Here is a 15,282-nt window from a genome sequence, read left to right as displayed (position 1 = left end):
GTTGCCTTGATTGGGCCAAACCCTCTGTGATACGATGAAGTAGAGTCTGGAATTGGGAAGCTTTGACACTTTTTTGCAGAAAAAAGTGCCAACCACAGGCAATAGAGCCGTTGACCTGCCTCGGCACAAGTGTTAGCCGAAGGAGGTTGACCCGGAGGGGGAAAACAGGTTGGAAAGCATGCATGCAACGACCATATTTGCGATCCACCATAACGGTTCAGGGGCGATAGCCGGTGATGGTCAGGTAACCTTCGGCAACCAAATGATTATGAAACACCAGGCCAAAAAAGTCCGCCGTCTCTATCGGGGTCAGGTAGTGGCAGGCTTTGCGGGATCGGTGGCGGACGCTGTCACTCTGTTTGAGAAATTTGAAGGCAGGCTGGAAGAGTTCCATGGCAATCTGCCGCGAGCAGCCGTTGAGCTAGCCAAAGAGTGGCGGGCGGATAAAGTGCTCCGCAAGTTGGAAGCGATGTTGGTGGTGATGGATCAGGAGCATCTGTTGCTGGTCTCCGGTAACGGGGAAGTGATTGAGCCCGATGACGGGATGATGGCCATCGGTTCTGGAGGAAGTTACGCCCTGTCGGCAGGCAGGGCGCTCAGCCGTTACGCCTCCAACCTCACCGCGCGTGAGATCGCAAAGGCAGCACTCACCATCGCGTCGGAAATCTGTGTGTTTACTAATGAGCAAATCGTTCTGGAGGAGGTATGAGGGTGACCGTATCCCCTGATAAGCAATCCAAACGGACTCCGCGGGAAATCGTGGCGGAGCTCGATAAATACATTGTAGGCCAGAACGAGGCAAAGCGGGCGGTGGCTGTGGCTCTCCGCAATCGTTACCGGAGGACACTGCTACCGGAAGATCTGAAAGACGAAGTGGTTCCCAAAAACATCTTGATGATTGGTCCCACCGGTGTCGGGAAGACAGAGATCGCCCGTCGCCTCGCTCGCTTGGTCGGGGCTCCCTTTGTTAAGGTGGAGGCGACCAAATTTACGGAAGTCGGCTATGTAGGTCGGGATGTGGAATCGATGGTGCGGGATTTGGTGGAGACGGCCATCCGCATCGTCAAGGCGGAAAAATTGGAAGAAGTGAAGGAGAAGGCGGAAGAGCTGGCTGATGAAAGAATCGTTTCTCTCCTGGTCCCCTCCGGCAAAGGAAGCAATCAATTTAAAAACCCATTGGAGATGCTGTTCAACTCAGGAAAAGGGGAACGCAACTCCGATGCGGAGGAAGAAAACCGCAACCAAGAGCTGGAGCAGAGGAAGCGTAAGGTCCGCTTTCAACTGAAGAGCGGTTCATTGGAAGATGAAGTGATCGAGATCGAAGTGGAAGATCAATTGCCGATGATGGATATGTTTGCTGGCTCCAGTGCAGAACAGATGGGGATTAATATGCAGGAGATGCTGGGACAGTTTATGCCCAAAAAGACCAAGAAACGCCGTCTTCCTGTCCGGGAGGCCCGCAAGGTTCTGATCCAGGAAGAAGGACAGAAGCTGATCGATATGGACCAAGTGCAGCAGGATTCCATGAGCCGGGTGGAACAGACGGGGATCATCTTCATCGATGAGGTGGATAAAATTGCGGGCAAGGATCGGCAGGGAGGGCCTGATGTCTCCAGAGAAGGGGTGCAACGGGATATCCTGCCCATCGTGGAGGGTTCCACGGTGATGACCAAGTACGGCCCGGTAAAGACGGATCACATTCTGTTTATCGCCGCGGGCGCTTTCCACACTGCCAAACCCTCTGACATGATCCCGGAACTGCAGGGAAGGTTCCCGATCCGTGTGGAACTGGGGGATCTGAAGGCGGAGGATTTTGTCCGCATATTGACCGAACCCAAAGGCGCCCTTCTCAAACAGTACACCGCTCTCCTGGAGACCGAGGGAATTCGAGTGACCTTTACGGAGACTGCGATTCAGGAGATTGCAAAACTGGCAGCGGATGTCAACCAAGGAACGGAGAATATTGGGGCTCGTCGGCTCCATACGATATTGGAACGTTTGCTGGAGGAACTCTCCTTTGAGGCTCCTGATATTACCTTGGAAGAGGTTCAGGTGACTCCTGAATACGTCCGGGAGCGATTGGGGGATGTGGTGGGAAACCGGGATCTGAGCCAATATATACTCTAAAAACAGGGAGCTTGATACTAGAAAAAAGTTTGCGGGAGTGTCGTGTGTCACCCGAGGGAGCGTAGGGAAACACGATCTCCCCACCTAAAATAGGTATCAACACTCTGGATGTGAAACTCCATCCCGACCGTCTGTGAAGGGTAAATCACAACACTTTTTCTCTCCTTTGAACCGGGGGCTGATGGGATCTCAGCGGGTTGGGGAACAGTATCAGGATCCCTCCCTCAAAATTCAGCAAAGGAGCTGCCTGTTAACAAGAAAAGGAGGAAATCATAGAAATGGACCTGTTGTCCAAGGCGAGGGAGATTAACAATCTCCTGCAAAGAACAGGAGGACAAGCCGTCAGTTTTAAAGAGATGGCCGAAGTCCTGCGGGATATGATCCTGGCCAATGTCTATGTGGTCAGTCGCCGGGGGAAGATCCTCGGATTCGGGACCGTGCAGGAATCCGCAGGAGATGATCTGCAACGGCGAGCAGTGTTTGAGGGTCATCTCGGCGAAGAGTACAATGATCTTCTGAAGTCGGTTCGGGAAACTTCCGCCAACCAGAATGAAAACAGCCCATTCAGCCTGAATCATCAGACGGATGAGAACGAATCACACGGTTACACCACCCTCGTTCCGATCATGGGTGGGGGAGACCGCCTGGGAACTTTGTTGTTAACCCGCTTTGATCAGCCTTTTGTGGAGGATGATCTGGTGTTGGCGGAGTACGGGGCTACCGTAGTCGGGATGGAGATTTTGGAGATGAAGGCGGAAAAAGCGGAGGAAGAAGCCCGCAACCGGGCGATGGTCCAGTTGGCAGTGGATTCTCTCTCTTATAGCGAACAGGAAGCAGTGGAACATATCTTTGAAGAGCTGGATGGGCGAGAGGGAATTCTGGTGGCGAGCAAGGTGGCCGACCAGGCTGGAATCACCCGTTCCGTTATCGTCAACGCTTTGCGAAAATTGGAAAGCGGCGGGGTGGTCGAATCCCGATCCTTGGGAATGAAAGGAACACATATCAAGGTATTGAATGATAAATTTCTTCCCATGTTGGGTAAATTGAAACAATCTTGAGGACGCAAGGGCAAATTCCTTTTGAAATCGATCCAAGTTCTTGCGAGGCCGCTTTTGCTTGTGGTATATTATTAAGCGGTGTGAATACACACGTCGGCCGATGGGACCGGTCGGTGCCTTCGGGTCCCAGTCCCGAAAGCCGGCGGAGGAATAACCAAAAGGAGGAATTAACCATGGCTGTCGTTTCTATGAAACAGCTGTTGGAAGCGGGGGTTCACTTCGGACACCAGACCCGTCGTTGGAACCCGAAGATGGAGAAATATATTTTTACGGAACGGAACGGAATCTACATCATCGACCTGCAAAAAACGGTCAAAATGATGGAAGAGACCTATAACTATGTGCGTGACCTGGCTTCTAAGGGGGGCAAGATCCTGTTTGTCGGGACGAAAAAACAGGCACAGGATGCCGTACGGGAAGAAGCCGAGCGTTCCGGCATGTTTTATGTCAACCATCGGTGGTTGGGAGGTACGCTCACCAACTTCCAAACGATCCGCAAACGGATCGATCGGTTGCACAAACTGGAAGCAATGGAAGATGACGGCACCTTTGACGTTCTCCCCAAAAAAGAAGTGGTCATGCTGAAGAAGGAACAGGCCCGTCTGGAGAAATTCCTGGGTGGGATCAAGCATATGAAGGAACTGCCCGATGCCGTCTTTATCATTGACCCGCGCAAAGAGCGCATCGCTGTGGCGGAAGCCCGCAAACTGGGGATCCCGATTATCGCGATTGTCGATACCAACTGTGATCCCGATGAAATCGATCATATCATCCCCGGCAACGATGATGCCATTCGTGCGGTGCGTCTGTTTACTTCCAAGATGGCCGATGCCTCACTGGAAGGGAAACAGGGAGAAGAGACGTCAGCGTCCTGAAGAGGAGAGTAACAGGGTGGCCGCGGGATGCGTGACCACCCTTTTTTTAAACGATATGTACAGGAGGAAGATTTATGGCGATTACTGCGGCCCAAGTGAAAGAGTTGCGTGAAAAAACCGGCGCCGGCATGATGGATTGCAAAAAGGTGCTCCAAGAAGCAGATGGAAATGTGCAGAAAGCGATGGAGTTGCTTCGAGAAAAAGGGTTGGCCAAAGCTGAGAAGAAAGCAGATCGCATTGCCGCTGAGGGCTTGGTAGAATCCTACATACATGCCAACGGCCGAATTGGTGTGCTGGTAGAGGTCAACTGTGAGACGGACTTTGTCGCCAATACCGATGATTTCAAGGGATTTGTCAGGGAGATTGCCATGCAGATCGCGGCTCTGAACCCTCAATATGTCCGTCGAGAAGAAGTGCCGGAAGCTGAAGTGGACAAAGAACGGGAAATCCTGAAGAACCAGGCTTTGCAAGAAGGTAAACCTGAACACATCGTGGATAAGATGGTGGAAGGTCGTCTCGGGAAGTTTTATGAGCGTGTCTGCCTGTTGGAACAACCCTACATCAAGGATGGAGACAAGACCGTCGATGAATTGGTGAAAGAAAAAATCGCCAAGATCGGGGAAAACATCTCGGTCCGTCGTTTCACACGTTATGAGCTGGGTGAAGGATTGGAGAAACGGCAGGAGGACTTTGCCTCCGAAGTGATGTCCCAGGTGAGAAAGTAAGGATATGGGGCATGAGGGAACACGGAGTGTTCCCTTTTTTTGCACGGAGGTGGAAGAGGAACTGCCTCCGATCACGTCGAAATGGATGAATGGGAAACGGGGGGGTCCAGGGATGGCAGATCCGAGATATAAACGCATCGTGCTCAAATTGAGCGGGGAAGCCTTGGCGGGAGAACAGGGTTATGGGATTGATCCCAATGTGATTCAGTCCATCGCCGTCCAGCTGAAAGAAGTGATCGAGATGGATGTGCAAGTCGCCATTGTGGTCGGCGGCGGCAACATCTGGCGCGGGATGGCCGGCAGTGCCAAGGGGATGGATCGAGCCACGGCGGACTATATGGGAATGCTAGCTACGGTGATGAACTCACTCGCTCTGCAGGATGCTTTGGAAACGGAGGGGGTCCCGAGCCGGGTCCAGACATCCATTGAAATGCGACAGGTGGCGGAGCCCTATATTCGACGGAGAGCTATTCGCCACTTGGAAAAGGGGCGGGTGGTCATCTTCGCTTCGGGGACTGGAAACCCCTATTTCTCCACAGATACTACAGCTGCACTACGGGCGGCTGAAATCGAAGCCGATGTGATTCTGATGGCCAAAAATAAAGTGGACGGAGTCTATTCAGCAGATCCAAGCCAGGACCCGGATGCTGTCAAGTATGAATCGCTGACCTATCTGGATGTGTTGAACCAGGGACTTGGAGTGATGGATTCAACTGCTTCGTCACTCTGTATGGATAATGACATTCCGTTGATTGTATTCAACATCGAAGGGACCGGAAATATCCGCCGTGTCATTCAGGGGGAACCAATCGGTACCCTTGTCAGGGGGAATGTATAGATGGATGCTGTCAAAAAAGATGCCAACCAACGAATGGAAAAGGCGATCCAGTCGTTAAAAAGGGAGCTCGCTTCGATTCGGGCTGGACGGGCGACGCCGGCCTTGTTGGATAAGGTGATGGTGGAATGTTACGGAAGCGAAATGCCCTTAAATCAACTGGCCAACATCTCCACGCCAGAACCCCGGCTGTTGGTGGTGCAACCTTGGGACAAGTCGACGCTGGGGGATGTGGAACGGGCCATCCTCAAATCGGATTTAGGACTGACACCCAATAACGATGGCAACCTGATCCGAATCGCCATTCCCGCTCTTACAGAAGAGCGTCGGGCTGAATTGGTGAAAGTGGTGAAGAAGACAGGGGAAGAAGCCAAGGTGGCGATTCGCAACATCCGTCGGGATGCCAACGATGAAATGAAGAAATTGGAGAAAAAAGGTGATCTGTCCGAAGATGAGGCTCGTCGTGGCCAGGATGAAATTCAAAAATTGACGGACCGCTTCATTCAGGAGACAGATCAAGTCGTCGAAACAAAAGAAAAAGAGATCATGGAGGTTTGACAGGGTGATCCCCCTTCGCTTGCAAGGGGGGTTTGTTTTATCTGGAATGTCGCGGTTCATCCTCTCGCAAGTCCGACAAATTTTTGGTATCTTTAAGATGCGGGTGAACATTTTATCACCTACACATTGATTTGATGGAAACTGATCTGCCGTTCAACGGTTAGGAAGCGTGAAAAAACCTGGTTGCGGATGGGCCGGTGAGATCCCGAGCCAAAGGTGTTTCATAGGGCAAAATCCAAGCGCCCAAACATCGTAATGTTGCAGAGCTGCGGGGGTATGAGGATGATTGACTGGTTAAAGAAATGGTTGGTGGGATATCACCGGGAGACGAAACAAAATGACACAGACTGCAAACGGATCCAAACTCTCCAAAAAGGTCCCCTCCCCCGTCACGTGGCCATCATCATGGACGGAAACGGACGTTGGGCCAAGAGCAGGGGAATGCCCCGGGTAGCCGGCCACCGGGCTGGAATGAAAACGGTCCGTCATATTACGCGGGCAGCGGATGATCTGGGGATTGAAGCACTGACATTGTATTCTTTTTCCACGGAAAATTGGAAGCGTCCGAAAGAGGAAGTTAATTACCTGATGGGCTTGCCAGGGGAGTTTTTGCGAACGGATCTGGAGGAATTGGTGGCTCGAAACATTCAGGTAAGTATGCTGGGAGAAGAAGACCAGCTACCCGGTCATACGAGGGAGGCGATCTTGAAATTCAAGGAAGCCACTCGAGACAATACGGGGATGATTCTTAGCTTTGCCCTCAATTACGGATCCCGTGCAGAAATGCTTCGAGCGATGCATGGGATTATAGATGATGTCATATCGGGTAAGCTGGAAAAGGAAGCTGTGAACGAGGAGTATTTTGGGAGCACCTTGTATACAGCAAACCTTCCCGAACCCGATCTAATGATCCGGACCAGTGGTGAAGTTCGGATCAGCAACTTTATGCTTTGGCAGCTGGCATACAGTGAACTTTGGTTTACCGATGTTTTTTGGCCGGATTTTACAAGAGAGATGTTTTTTGAGGCGATAGATGATTTTCAGCGCCGTTCCCGCCGTTATGGGGCGGTCTGATGGAAAACGGGTGAGAACGGATGAAACAACGGATCATTACGGGGGTGTTGGGCGGAGCGGGTTTTCTTGCTTTTCTCTGGGGGGGCGGATGGAGTTATGCCGGATTGATCGGTGTGTTGGCTACGATCGGTTATGTGGAATTCTGTCGCATGAAAAAGATCGTCTTTTATTCTTTGGAAGCGATGACGGGACTAGTCCTGATGTGGATGATCCTATTGACCGGGTTGGTCGAACAGGGTTTTTTGCCGTCGATTTGGCCTCTTCAGGTACCTAATAACATTCTGATGGGTCTGGTGGTACTCCTGACTCTGATAGTTACCAGCCGAAATCGGATTCATGTGGAAGAGGTGGCCTATCTTTTTTTGGGGTCTTTATACATAGGATTTGGATTCTCCTACATGATCCAGACCCGTCTGATGACCGATGGGGTGATGTGGTCCTTGCTGGCATTGATTGTTACTTGGACTAACGATTCCGGTGCTTACTTTACGGGAAAACGCTGGGGAAAAAGGAAGCTGTGGCCGTCCATCAGCCCCAACAAAACTGTGGAAGGATCCTTGGGGGGGATGGTTCTGTCTCTGGGCATCAGCGGCATTATCGGACTCTTGTTTCCAGAATTGGGCAGTCTTGTTGCCGTCCTGGGAATCGGGTTGATGATCAGCATCGTCGGTCCTTTGGGAGATCTGATTGAATCAGCGATCAAGCGGACGACAGGTGTGAAGGATACCGGTTCTCTCCTCCCCGGTCATGGGGGGGTCCTGGATCGCTTTGACAGCCTCCTGCTCGTTTTTATCGTTTTGCATACGACCCAGCTGATCTAGGAGCATGGTGAAAAAGCACCCCGACCGACTCCGAATGTACTCAATCACAACGCTTCCAGGAGAGTGAAATAGAATGAAAAAACGATTGGCGATCCTGGGTTCCACGGGTTCCATAGGAATCAATACGTTGGAGGTGGTCAGGCAGCATCCCGACCAGTTTGAAGTGATCGCCCTCGCCGCCGGTGGCAATGTGGAAGAGTTGGTGAAACAGGTGGAGGAATTTAAACCCAAATTAATCTCCATGTCTTCCAAAGATGCGGTAGAAGAAGTAAAGCTAAGGGTGTCTGATCCGGTTCGCACCACATATGGCGAGGAGGGACTCACAGAGGTGGCGACTCATCCTGATGCCACCTATCTGGTATCTGCTCTGGTGGGGAGTCGGGGACTGGTGCCAACCTTGGCTGGCATCCAAGCGGGAAAAACGATTGGTCTGGCCAACAAGGAGACCTTGGTGATGGGCGGAGCGATCGTTATGGAGGAAGCGAAGAAAGCCGGAGTGGACATCCTTCCCATCGACAGTGAGCATTCGGCGATCCATCAATGTTTGCACAGGGAGAATCCGTCACAGGTGAGACGAATCATACTGACGGCCTCCGGTGGCCCTTTCCGGGACTGGCCCAGGGAAAAGATCGAGGATGCCACCCGGGAGGAAGCTCTCAATCACCCCAACTGGTCCATGGGAGCCAAGATCACCGTGGACTCCGCCAGTATGATGAACAAGGGCTTGGAAGTGATTGAGGCCCACTGGCTGTTCGGTCTTTCCTACGACCAGATTGATGTCCTGATTCACCCTGAGAGTATCATCCATTCCTTGGTGGAGTTTGTGGATGGAGCTTTGCTAGCGGAGCTGGGGACCCCCGATATGAAAGTTCCCATTCAATACGCATTGAGCAATCCAGAGCGCTTGCCCTTGCGCACAGACCCCCTCGATCTGGTGAAGCTGGGGGCTCTCCACTTCCGTGAACCGGATCTGAAACGGTTTCCCTGTCTGCAGATGGCCTATGATGCAGGCCAAGCCGGCGGGACGCTACCTACGGTCCTCAATGGGGCTAACGAGGTGGCGGTGGAACGCTTTCTCCAAGGGGGATCGCCCTTTCCGATGATTGAAGAGGTGGTTGGAGAGGCCCTCTCCCGGCACAAGGTAGTGAGGGATCCCAACTTGGAAGAGCTGTTTGAAGCGGACCGCTGGGCCCGGGAAACGGCTCGGCAATGCTTAAAGAAGACAAGTTGACGGATCCACGACCAATCAAGGTGGTGACGGTTTGATGCAGACAGTGATAACCTTTATCTTATTGATCAGTGTGTTGGTGTTCATCCATGAACTGGGACATTTTATCTTTGCCAAACGGGCAGGGATTCTGGTCCGGGAATTTGCCATTGGTTTCGGTCCCAAACTGATCTCCTGGTTCAAAGGGGAGACGCAGTATTCCATCCGAATTCTTCCCCTCGGAGGCTATGTGCGGATGGCCGGAGAGGATCCGGAAATTGTCGAATTAAAAACCGGTGCCTCCTTGCTATTGGACCGGGATGGGGAAGGTCGCGTTCTTCGGATTCGCACGAACCCATCCCAGACGGCGGATTCCGGAAGTAGGGGAGAATGGGTCCGAGAATACGGGGAAGTGGACGACTTTCCGGGAACGGACCTACCCAAACACCTTCCCACTGTAGCGGATACGGTGTCCGGAAAATTGTTGGAAGCGGATTTGGAAGATCAGCTTTTCATTCTGATGGAGGATGAAGAGGGGAAAGAGATTCGTCACCGGCTCCATCCCCAGGCAGTGATCCAGTATGATGAGAAAAACATCATTCAGATTGCTCCTCTGGATCGGCAGTTCGCCTCCAAAGGTATTTTGGACCGTGGACTGACTATCTTGGCGGGACCGGTATTTAATCTCTTGCTGACGATTGTTCTGATGGCCGTGGTGACATTGGCAGTCGGCTTGGAGACAAAGGTTACGGTCGAGGATATCGAATCGGGCACACCGGCGGAAAAAGCGGGGATTAAGCCAGGGGATACAGTCCGAAAAGTGGAGAACAAGGAAGTCAAAAGTCTCAATGACATCCGGATGCCCTTACAGGAAGCCGAGGGAAAACCGGTAGCCATGGAACTGGAACGGGCGAACCAGAAGTATGATATTACGGTCCAGCCTGAAAAAAAAGACGGGCAATTTCTGATTGGAATACGGATGAAGCAGGAATTGCGGGATGCAACAGTCTCTGAGGCAGCGGTGAGCGGCTTTCAAAAGACCTATGAGCTGACCGGAGTGATGCTACAAGCGATCGGCCAGTTGATCACAGGGAAGGTGGGTCTGGAGAGTTTGGCGGGACCGGTGGGAATCGCCGATATCACGGGACAGGCGGCAGAAGCCGGATGGTTGCCAATGATTCGTCTGGCTGCTCTGCTCAGTCTCAACTTGGGGATTCTCAACATCCTTCCTTTCCCCGCTTTGGACGGGGGACGGCTCGTCTTTATCCTCTTTGAAGCTCTCAGAGGAAAACCGATTGACCCCAACAAGGAAAGCTTGGTGCACTTTGTCGGTTTTGCCCTACTGATGATGTTGATGTTGATGATCACATACAATGATGTGGTGCGGGTCTTTTTCAGTTGATCCCGACGGATGAAAAATAAACCAATCCATTAAACCCTGCCTGTGGTGGCGGGGTTTTTGGTTGCGAATAGGTGGTCGTGATAAAGGGTTTCTGGTACACTTTTTAAGACAGTCGATAGATTCGGGAGAGCAGGAATCGGAGGTGGCGGGGATTGACGATGACGGCTGTGATGAGGGATCGGCTGGAGGATGTGTTCCGACGGGCGAGGATTCCAGAGGAGAGCGTAAAATATTTTGAGGGTGCTTACATAGAGAAAGTCAAAGTGAGTCGGCGGAACCGAAGCTGGACTTTTTATCTGGTATTGGGACGCCCGGTTCCCCCACAGATTCTGTTTGCCGTTCAGGACCGGATCCGAGAGACGTTCCGTTCCATGGCAGAGATTCGGTTTTCGATCCGGTACGGCCAGGCGAACCTTTCTCAGCTAATGGAGATGTATTGGCAGTGGATTCGCAAGCGGGTGTCGGAGCAACTTTCTCCCTCTGCGGCGGGGTGGTTGGCCCAGGCGGAATGGCAGTTGGAAGGGGAGCGGTTGATCCTCGTTTTTGCGAATCCGATGATGCATCAGATGGCAGTGAGCAAACAACTGGATCAAGTGGTTGCCTCTTTCTTTCATGAGATTTCCGGTACCCGGATTCATGTGGCGCTCACCTTTCGGGAGTCGGATGTGGCTAGAGAAAAATTTTTGGAGGAACGGGAAGAGGCGGAACGTCAGCTGGTGGAGGAAGCGATGATCCATTTGGAAGAATCGATGCCGCCAGAGGAGAGTCCGGATGAGAAGGGGCCGGTGGCTATCGGATATGATTTTCATGATGAGCCGATTCTGATCAAGGAAATCACCGATGAAGAACGGCGGGTTTGCATCCGAGGGTCTGTCTTCAAGTCCGAGGTGAGGGAGTTGCGAAGCGGGCGAACGTTGCTAACCTTCCATGTGACAGATTATACGGATTCCATCGCAGTCAAGGTTTTTGCCCGTGATAAAGAGGATGCCGCTATCGTAAACCGGGTAAAGGATGGGATGTGGGTGGCAATTCGCGGTTCTGTCCAGTTCGACACCTTTGCCCGGGACCTAGTGGTGATGGCCAATGATCTGAAGGAGGTTCCTCCCTACCGAAGAGAGGACACGGCAGAGGAGAAACGGGTGGAACTCCACCTTCATACGGCGATGAGTGCCATGGATGGTGTCTACGAACCGGCGGTGCTGGTGAAGCAGGCGGCGCAGTGGGGACATCCTGCTGTGGCGATTACGGATCACGGGGTGTTACAAGGGTATCCCGATGCTTATGCTGCGGGACAGAAGCATGGTATCAAGGTGATCTTCGGACTGGAGGCCAATGTGGTGGATGACGGGGTGCCGATTGTGATGAATGAGGCTCCCCGCACATTGAAAGAGGATACCTATGTGGTGTTTGATGTGGAAACCACCGGTTTGTCCGCAGTTCACGATGAGATCATCGAGCTGGCGGCGGTCAAGGTGAAGGACGGGGAGATTATCGATCGCTTTGAATCCTTTGTCAATCCCCATCAAAAGCTGACAGCTACCATCACTGAGCTGACAGGGATCACCGATGAGATGGTGGTGGATGCACCCGAACTCTCTGAGGTATTGCCCCGGTACCTGGAGTTTATCGAGGGAACGGTGTTAGTCGCTCACAATGCCCGTTTTGATATGGGATTTCTCCAGGCGGCTTGTAAAAAGACCGGTTGCCCCTCTGTAGACCTACCGGTGATAGACACTTTGGAGTTGGGCCGGTTCCTGTATCCCCGGTTGAAGAATCACCGGCTGAATACCCTGTGTAAACAGTTTGACATTGAGCTGACCCAGCATCACCGAGCCATTTACGATGCAGAAGCGACGGGTTTTCTTCTGTGGCGAATGATCCAAGATTGTGCCGAGCGCAAAATTGTACGTCTCGATCAGTTGAATGAGTTTACCGGGGAACGGGATTTGAATCGTCTGCGTCCTTTTCACATCATTATACTGGTGAAAAATCATGTCGGGCTCAAGAATCTCTACAAGTTGGTCTCTCTGTCGCATCTGAAGCATTTTTACCGAACGCCTCGCATTCCACGGAGCCAGTTGGAGAAACACCGGGAGGGATTGATCTTCGGCTCAGGATGTGAGAAGGGAGAACTTTTTGAAGCGGCTTTGCAAAAGTCGCCTGAAGTAGTGGAGGAGATGGCTCGTTTCTATGATTACTTGGAGATCCAGCCGGTAGATGTCAATCGGCATCTCCTCGAAAAAGAGATTGTGGCCAGTGAAGAGCATCTCAGACAGGCGAACCAATTGTTGTTGGATATCGGGGAGAAGTTGAACAAGCCGGTGGTAGCCACTTCCAACACTCACTACCTGAACAAATGGGAAGCGATCTACCGCGATATCCTGGCTTTCAATCAAACCGGTGGATTTCGGAATAAAGGGCCCCTTTCCCCCGCTCATTTTCGGACGACAGACGAGATGTTGGAGGAGTTTTCATACCTAGGGGAAGACAAAGCCAGGGAAGTAGTCGTAGGCAATCCCCGAAAAATTGCGGATGAGATCGAAGAGCTGAAGCCTTTTCCCGATGGGTTGCACACACCGATCATTGAGGGTTCCGATGACGAGCTTCGCCGCATTTGTTATGAGACGGCAGCGAATATTTATGGAACCCCCCTGCCGGAGATTGTGGAAGAACGATTGGAAAAAGAGCTAGGAAGTATTATCAAACACGGATTTGGTGTGATCTATCTCATCTCCCACAAGCTGGTGACCAAATCCCTCGCCGACGGATATTTGGTGGGTTCCCGGGGATCGGTGGGCTCCTCCTTTGTAGCGACTATGAGTCATATCACCGAAGTGAACCCACTACCTCCTCACTATGTCTGTCCAGAGTGTAAAAACAGCGAGTTCATCACCGACGGGTCGGTCGCTTCCGGGTTTGACATGTCGGATAAAGATTGTCCGAAGTGTGGTACCCGGATGAAGAAGGACGGCCACAACATTCCTTTTGAGACCTTCCTGGGATTCAAGGGGGACAAAGTGCCAGATATCGATCTGAACTTTTCCGGGGAGTATCAACCCCGGGCTCACAAATACACAGAGGAACTCTTTGGGAAGGATTACGTCTACCGGGCGGGAACCATCTCGACTGTGGCTCAAAAAACGGCTTTCGGTTACGCGAAAAAGTTTCAAGAAGAAAAAGGATATCAATGGCGGAATGCAGAAATCGATCGGATGGTGGAAGGGTGTACCGGGGTAAAGCGGACGACAGGTCAACACCCTGGAGGTCTGGTCGTGATTCCGCAGAACCGGGAAGTGTATGATTTCACTCCGATTCAACGGCCTGCCGATGATGTCAAGTCGGAGACGACCACGACCCACTTCGATTATCATGCGATCAGCGATAATTTGCTGAAGCTGGATATCCTGGGCCACGATGATCCTACGGTGATTCGTATGCTGCAGGATCTGACGGGAGTGGACCCCAAGTCGATCCCTGTGGATGATCCGGAAGTGATGGAACTCTTTAAGAGCACGAAATCTCTCGGGGTGACAGCGGAGGAGATTGGGACGGTTACCGGAACCCTCGGCATTCCCGAATTTGGAACTCGGTTTGTTCGGCAGATGCTGGAGGATACCAAACCGACTACCTTTGGGGAGTTGGTTCGGATCTCCGGCCTTTCCCACGGTACAGATGTTTGGCTCAACAATGCCCAAGAACTGGTCCGATCGAAGACGGCGGTTCTTTCCGAAGTGATTTCGACCCGGGATGACATTATGATCTATCTGATCTATAAAGGGATGGACCCCTCCCTCGCCTTTAAATTGATGGAAAAAGTGCGGAAAGGGAAGGGGCTGACCGATGAAGAGGCGGATCAGATGCGCAATCATGATGTACCGCAGTGGTATATCGATTCCTGCCGTAAGATCAAGTATATGTTTCCTAAAGCCCATGCCGTGGCTTATGTGATGATGGCGGTGCGGATCGCTTGGTTTAAGGTGCATCATCCTATTGAATACTATGCCACCTTCTTCTCGGTGCGTGCAGATGACTTCGATGTGGAGATTGCTTTGAAAGGAATGGATGGTGTCAAGAAGACGATCCGGGAGATCGAAGAGAAAGGGGTGACTGCCAGCCCGAAAGAGAAAGGGCTATTGCCGATCCTGGAGTCTGTACGGGAAATGCTGGCCCGGGGACTCTCTTTTCGACGTGTGGATTTATATCGCTCTGATGCGACCCGGTTTTTGGTGGATGGAGATGGCTTGATTCCGCCATTCTCTTCCGTTTCCGGCGTAGGGACCAATGCGGCCCGGAACATTGCCGAGGCTCGGGAGAATGGGGAATTTCTTTCTATCGAAGATTTGACCAAACGGGCTCGTCTCAGCAGTGCGGTGATCGATGCCCTGAAACGGTTGGGATGCTTGGAGAAGCTACCGGAAAGCAACCAGTTGACGCTTTTTTAAAAGCATCGTGAAAAAGTCGCCACGCATGGAGCGTTTTGGCTCGTCGGAACTTTGGCGCCAGGTGAAGCTCCATCGGGCCTTCCGGGGTTTGACTTCTATGTCGCCTTGCTGTATGATCGAGCCAATCGGAAGGATCTGGTGGCCGCGTTTTAAAGAGG

Annotated in this window: 12 protein-coding genes; all 12 read left to right on the top strand. The window is 52.0% G+C overall.

The window, feature by feature from the left end:
• The first annotated feature begins 169 nt into the window (after positions 1-169).
• The 12 genes from hslV (at position 170) to JOD24_RS09780 (ending at position 15,124) form a co-directional block, all read left to right on the top strand.
• The gene (gene hslV, locus JOD24_RS09835; protein WP_380163272.1) at positions 170-709 is read left to right on the top strand and encodes an ATP-dependent protease subunit HslV; all 540 of its coding nucleotides are present in this window, start codon (positions 170-172) and stop codon (positions 707-709) included.
• Positions 706-2,127, top strand: a complete 1,422-nt coding sequence (hslU, locus tag JOD24_RS09830; protein ID WP_380163271.1) for an ATP-dependent protease ATPase subunit HslU — start codon at positions 706-708, stop codon at positions 2,125-2,127. Before hslV ends, hslU begins: the two co-directional genes overlap by 4 nt.
• A 278-nt stretch (positions 2,128-2,405) precedes the next feature.
• Positions 2,406-3,185, top strand: coding sequence for a GTP-sensing pleiotropic transcriptional regulator CodY (gene codY / locus JOD24_RS09825; RefSeq protein WP_429246830.1), 780 nt, complete (start codon positions 2,406-2,408; stop codon positions 3,183-3,185).
• Positions 3,186-3,358: 173 nt separating this feature from the next.
• Positions 3,359-4,060 (top strand): 30S ribosomal protein S2, encoded by a 702-nt coding sequence (rpsB, locus tag JOD24_RS09820; RefSeq protein WP_380163269.1) that lies wholly within the window; start codon positions 3,359-3,361, stop codon positions 4,058-4,060.
• Positions 4,061-4,134: 74 nt separating this feature from the next.
• Positions 4,135-4,785, top strand: a complete 651-nt coding sequence (gene tsf, locus JOD24_RS09815) for a translation elongation factor Ts (RefSeq protein ID WP_380163268.1) — start codon at positions 4,135-4,137, stop codon at positions 4,783-4,785.
• Positions 4,786-4,897: 112 nt separating this feature from the next.
• Positions 4,898-5,623 (top strand): UMP kinase, encoded by a 726-nt coding sequence (pyrH, locus tag JOD24_RS09810; protein WP_380163267.1) that lies wholly within the window; start codon positions 4,898-4,900, stop codon positions 5,621-5,623.
• Complete coding sequence (frr, locus tag JOD24_RS09805; RefSeq protein WP_380163266.1) at positions 5,624-6,178, top strand: ribosome recycling factor; 555 nt, start codon at positions 5,624-5,626, stop codon at positions 6,176-6,178.
• 282 nt (positions 6,179-6,460) lie between these two features.
• Positions 6,461-7,252, top strand: coding sequence for an undecaprenyl pyrophosphate synthase (gene uppS / locus JOD24_RS09800; RefSeq protein WP_380163265.1), 792 nt, complete (start codon positions 6,461-6,463; stop codon positions 7,250-7,252).
• Between the two features lie 20 nt (positions 7,253-7,272).
• Positions 7,273-8,073 (top strand): phosphatidate cytidylyltransferase, encoded by an 801-nt coding sequence (locus JOD24_RS09795; protein WP_429246829.1) that lies wholly within the window; start codon positions 7,273-7,275, stop codon positions 8,071-8,073.
• Positions 8,074-8,146: 73 nt separating this feature from the next.
• Positions 8,147-9,304, top strand: a complete 1,158-nt coding sequence (locus tag JOD24_RS09790) for a 1-deoxy-D-xylulose-5-phosphate reductoisomerase (protein WP_429246828.1) — start codon at positions 8,147-8,149, stop codon at positions 9,302-9,304.
• Positions 9,305-9,338: 34 nt separating this feature from the next.
• Complete coding sequence (gene rseP, locus JOD24_RS09785; protein WP_429246827.1) at positions 9,339-10,682, top strand: RIP metalloprotease RseP; 1,344 nt, start codon at positions 9,339-9,341, stop codon at positions 10,680-10,682.
• 158 nt (positions 10,683-10,840) lie between these two features.
• Positions 10,841-15,124, top strand: a complete 4,284-nt coding sequence (locus tag JOD24_RS09780) for a PolC-type DNA polymerase III (RefSeq protein ID WP_429246864.1) — start codon at positions 10,841-10,843, stop codon at positions 15,122-15,124.
• Positions 15,125-15,282: the final 158 nt, after the last annotated feature.

Source organism: Kroppenstedtia sanguinis, from assembly GCF_050433445.1.
Taxonomy (GTDB): Bacteria; Bacillota; Bacilli; order Thermoactinomycetales; family DSM-45169; genus Kroppenstedtia; species Kroppenstedtia sanguinis.
The sequence above is the reverse complement of the archived record's forward strand: the minus strand, read 5'-3'. Positions and strand labels throughout refer to the sequence as shown.

Excerpts from the sequence above, each read along its gene's own strand:
- hslU (WP_380163271.1), top strand. The coding sequence starts at position 706 with ATGAGGGTGACCGTATCCCCTGATAAGCAATCCAAACGGACTCCGCGG.
- codY (WP_429246830.1), top strand. The coding sequence starts at position 2,406 with ATGGACCTGTTGTCCAAGGCGAGGGAGATTAACAATCTCCTGCAAAGA.
- rpsB (WP_380163269.1), top strand. The coding sequence starts at position 3,359 with ATGGCTGTCGTTTCTATGAAACAGCTGTTGGAAGCGGGGGTTCACTTC.
- tsf (WP_380163268.1), top strand. The coding sequence starts at position 4,135 with ATGGCGATTACTGCGGCCCAAGTGAAAGAGTTGCGTGAAAAAACCGGC.
- pyrH (WP_380163267.1), top strand. The coding sequence starts at position 4,898 with ATGGCAGATCCGAGATATAAACGCATCGTGCTCAAATTGAGCGGGGAA.
- frr (WP_380163266.1), top strand. The coding sequence starts at position 5,624 with ATGGATGCTGTCAAAAAAGATGCCAACCAACGAATGGAAAAGGCGATC.
- uppS (WP_380163265.1), top strand. The coding sequence starts at position 6,461 with ATGATTGACTGGTTAAAGAAATGGTTGGTGGGATATCACCGGGAGACG.
- JOD24_RS09795 (WP_429246829.1), top strand. The coding sequence starts at position 7,273 with ATGAAACAACGGATCATTACGGGGGTGTTGGGCGGAGCGGGTTTTCTT.
- JOD24_RS09790 (WP_429246828.1), top strand. The coding sequence starts at position 8,147 with ATGAAAAAACGATTGGCGATCCTGGGTTCCACGGGTTCCATAGGAATC.
- rseP (WP_429246827.1), top strand. The coding sequence starts at position 9,339 with ATGCAGACAGTGATAACCTTTATCTTATTGATCAGTGTGTTGGTGTTC.
- JOD24_RS09780 (WP_429246864.1), top strand. The coding sequence starts at position 10,841 with ATGACGGCTGTGATGAGGGATCGGCTGGAGGATGTGTTCCGACGGGCG.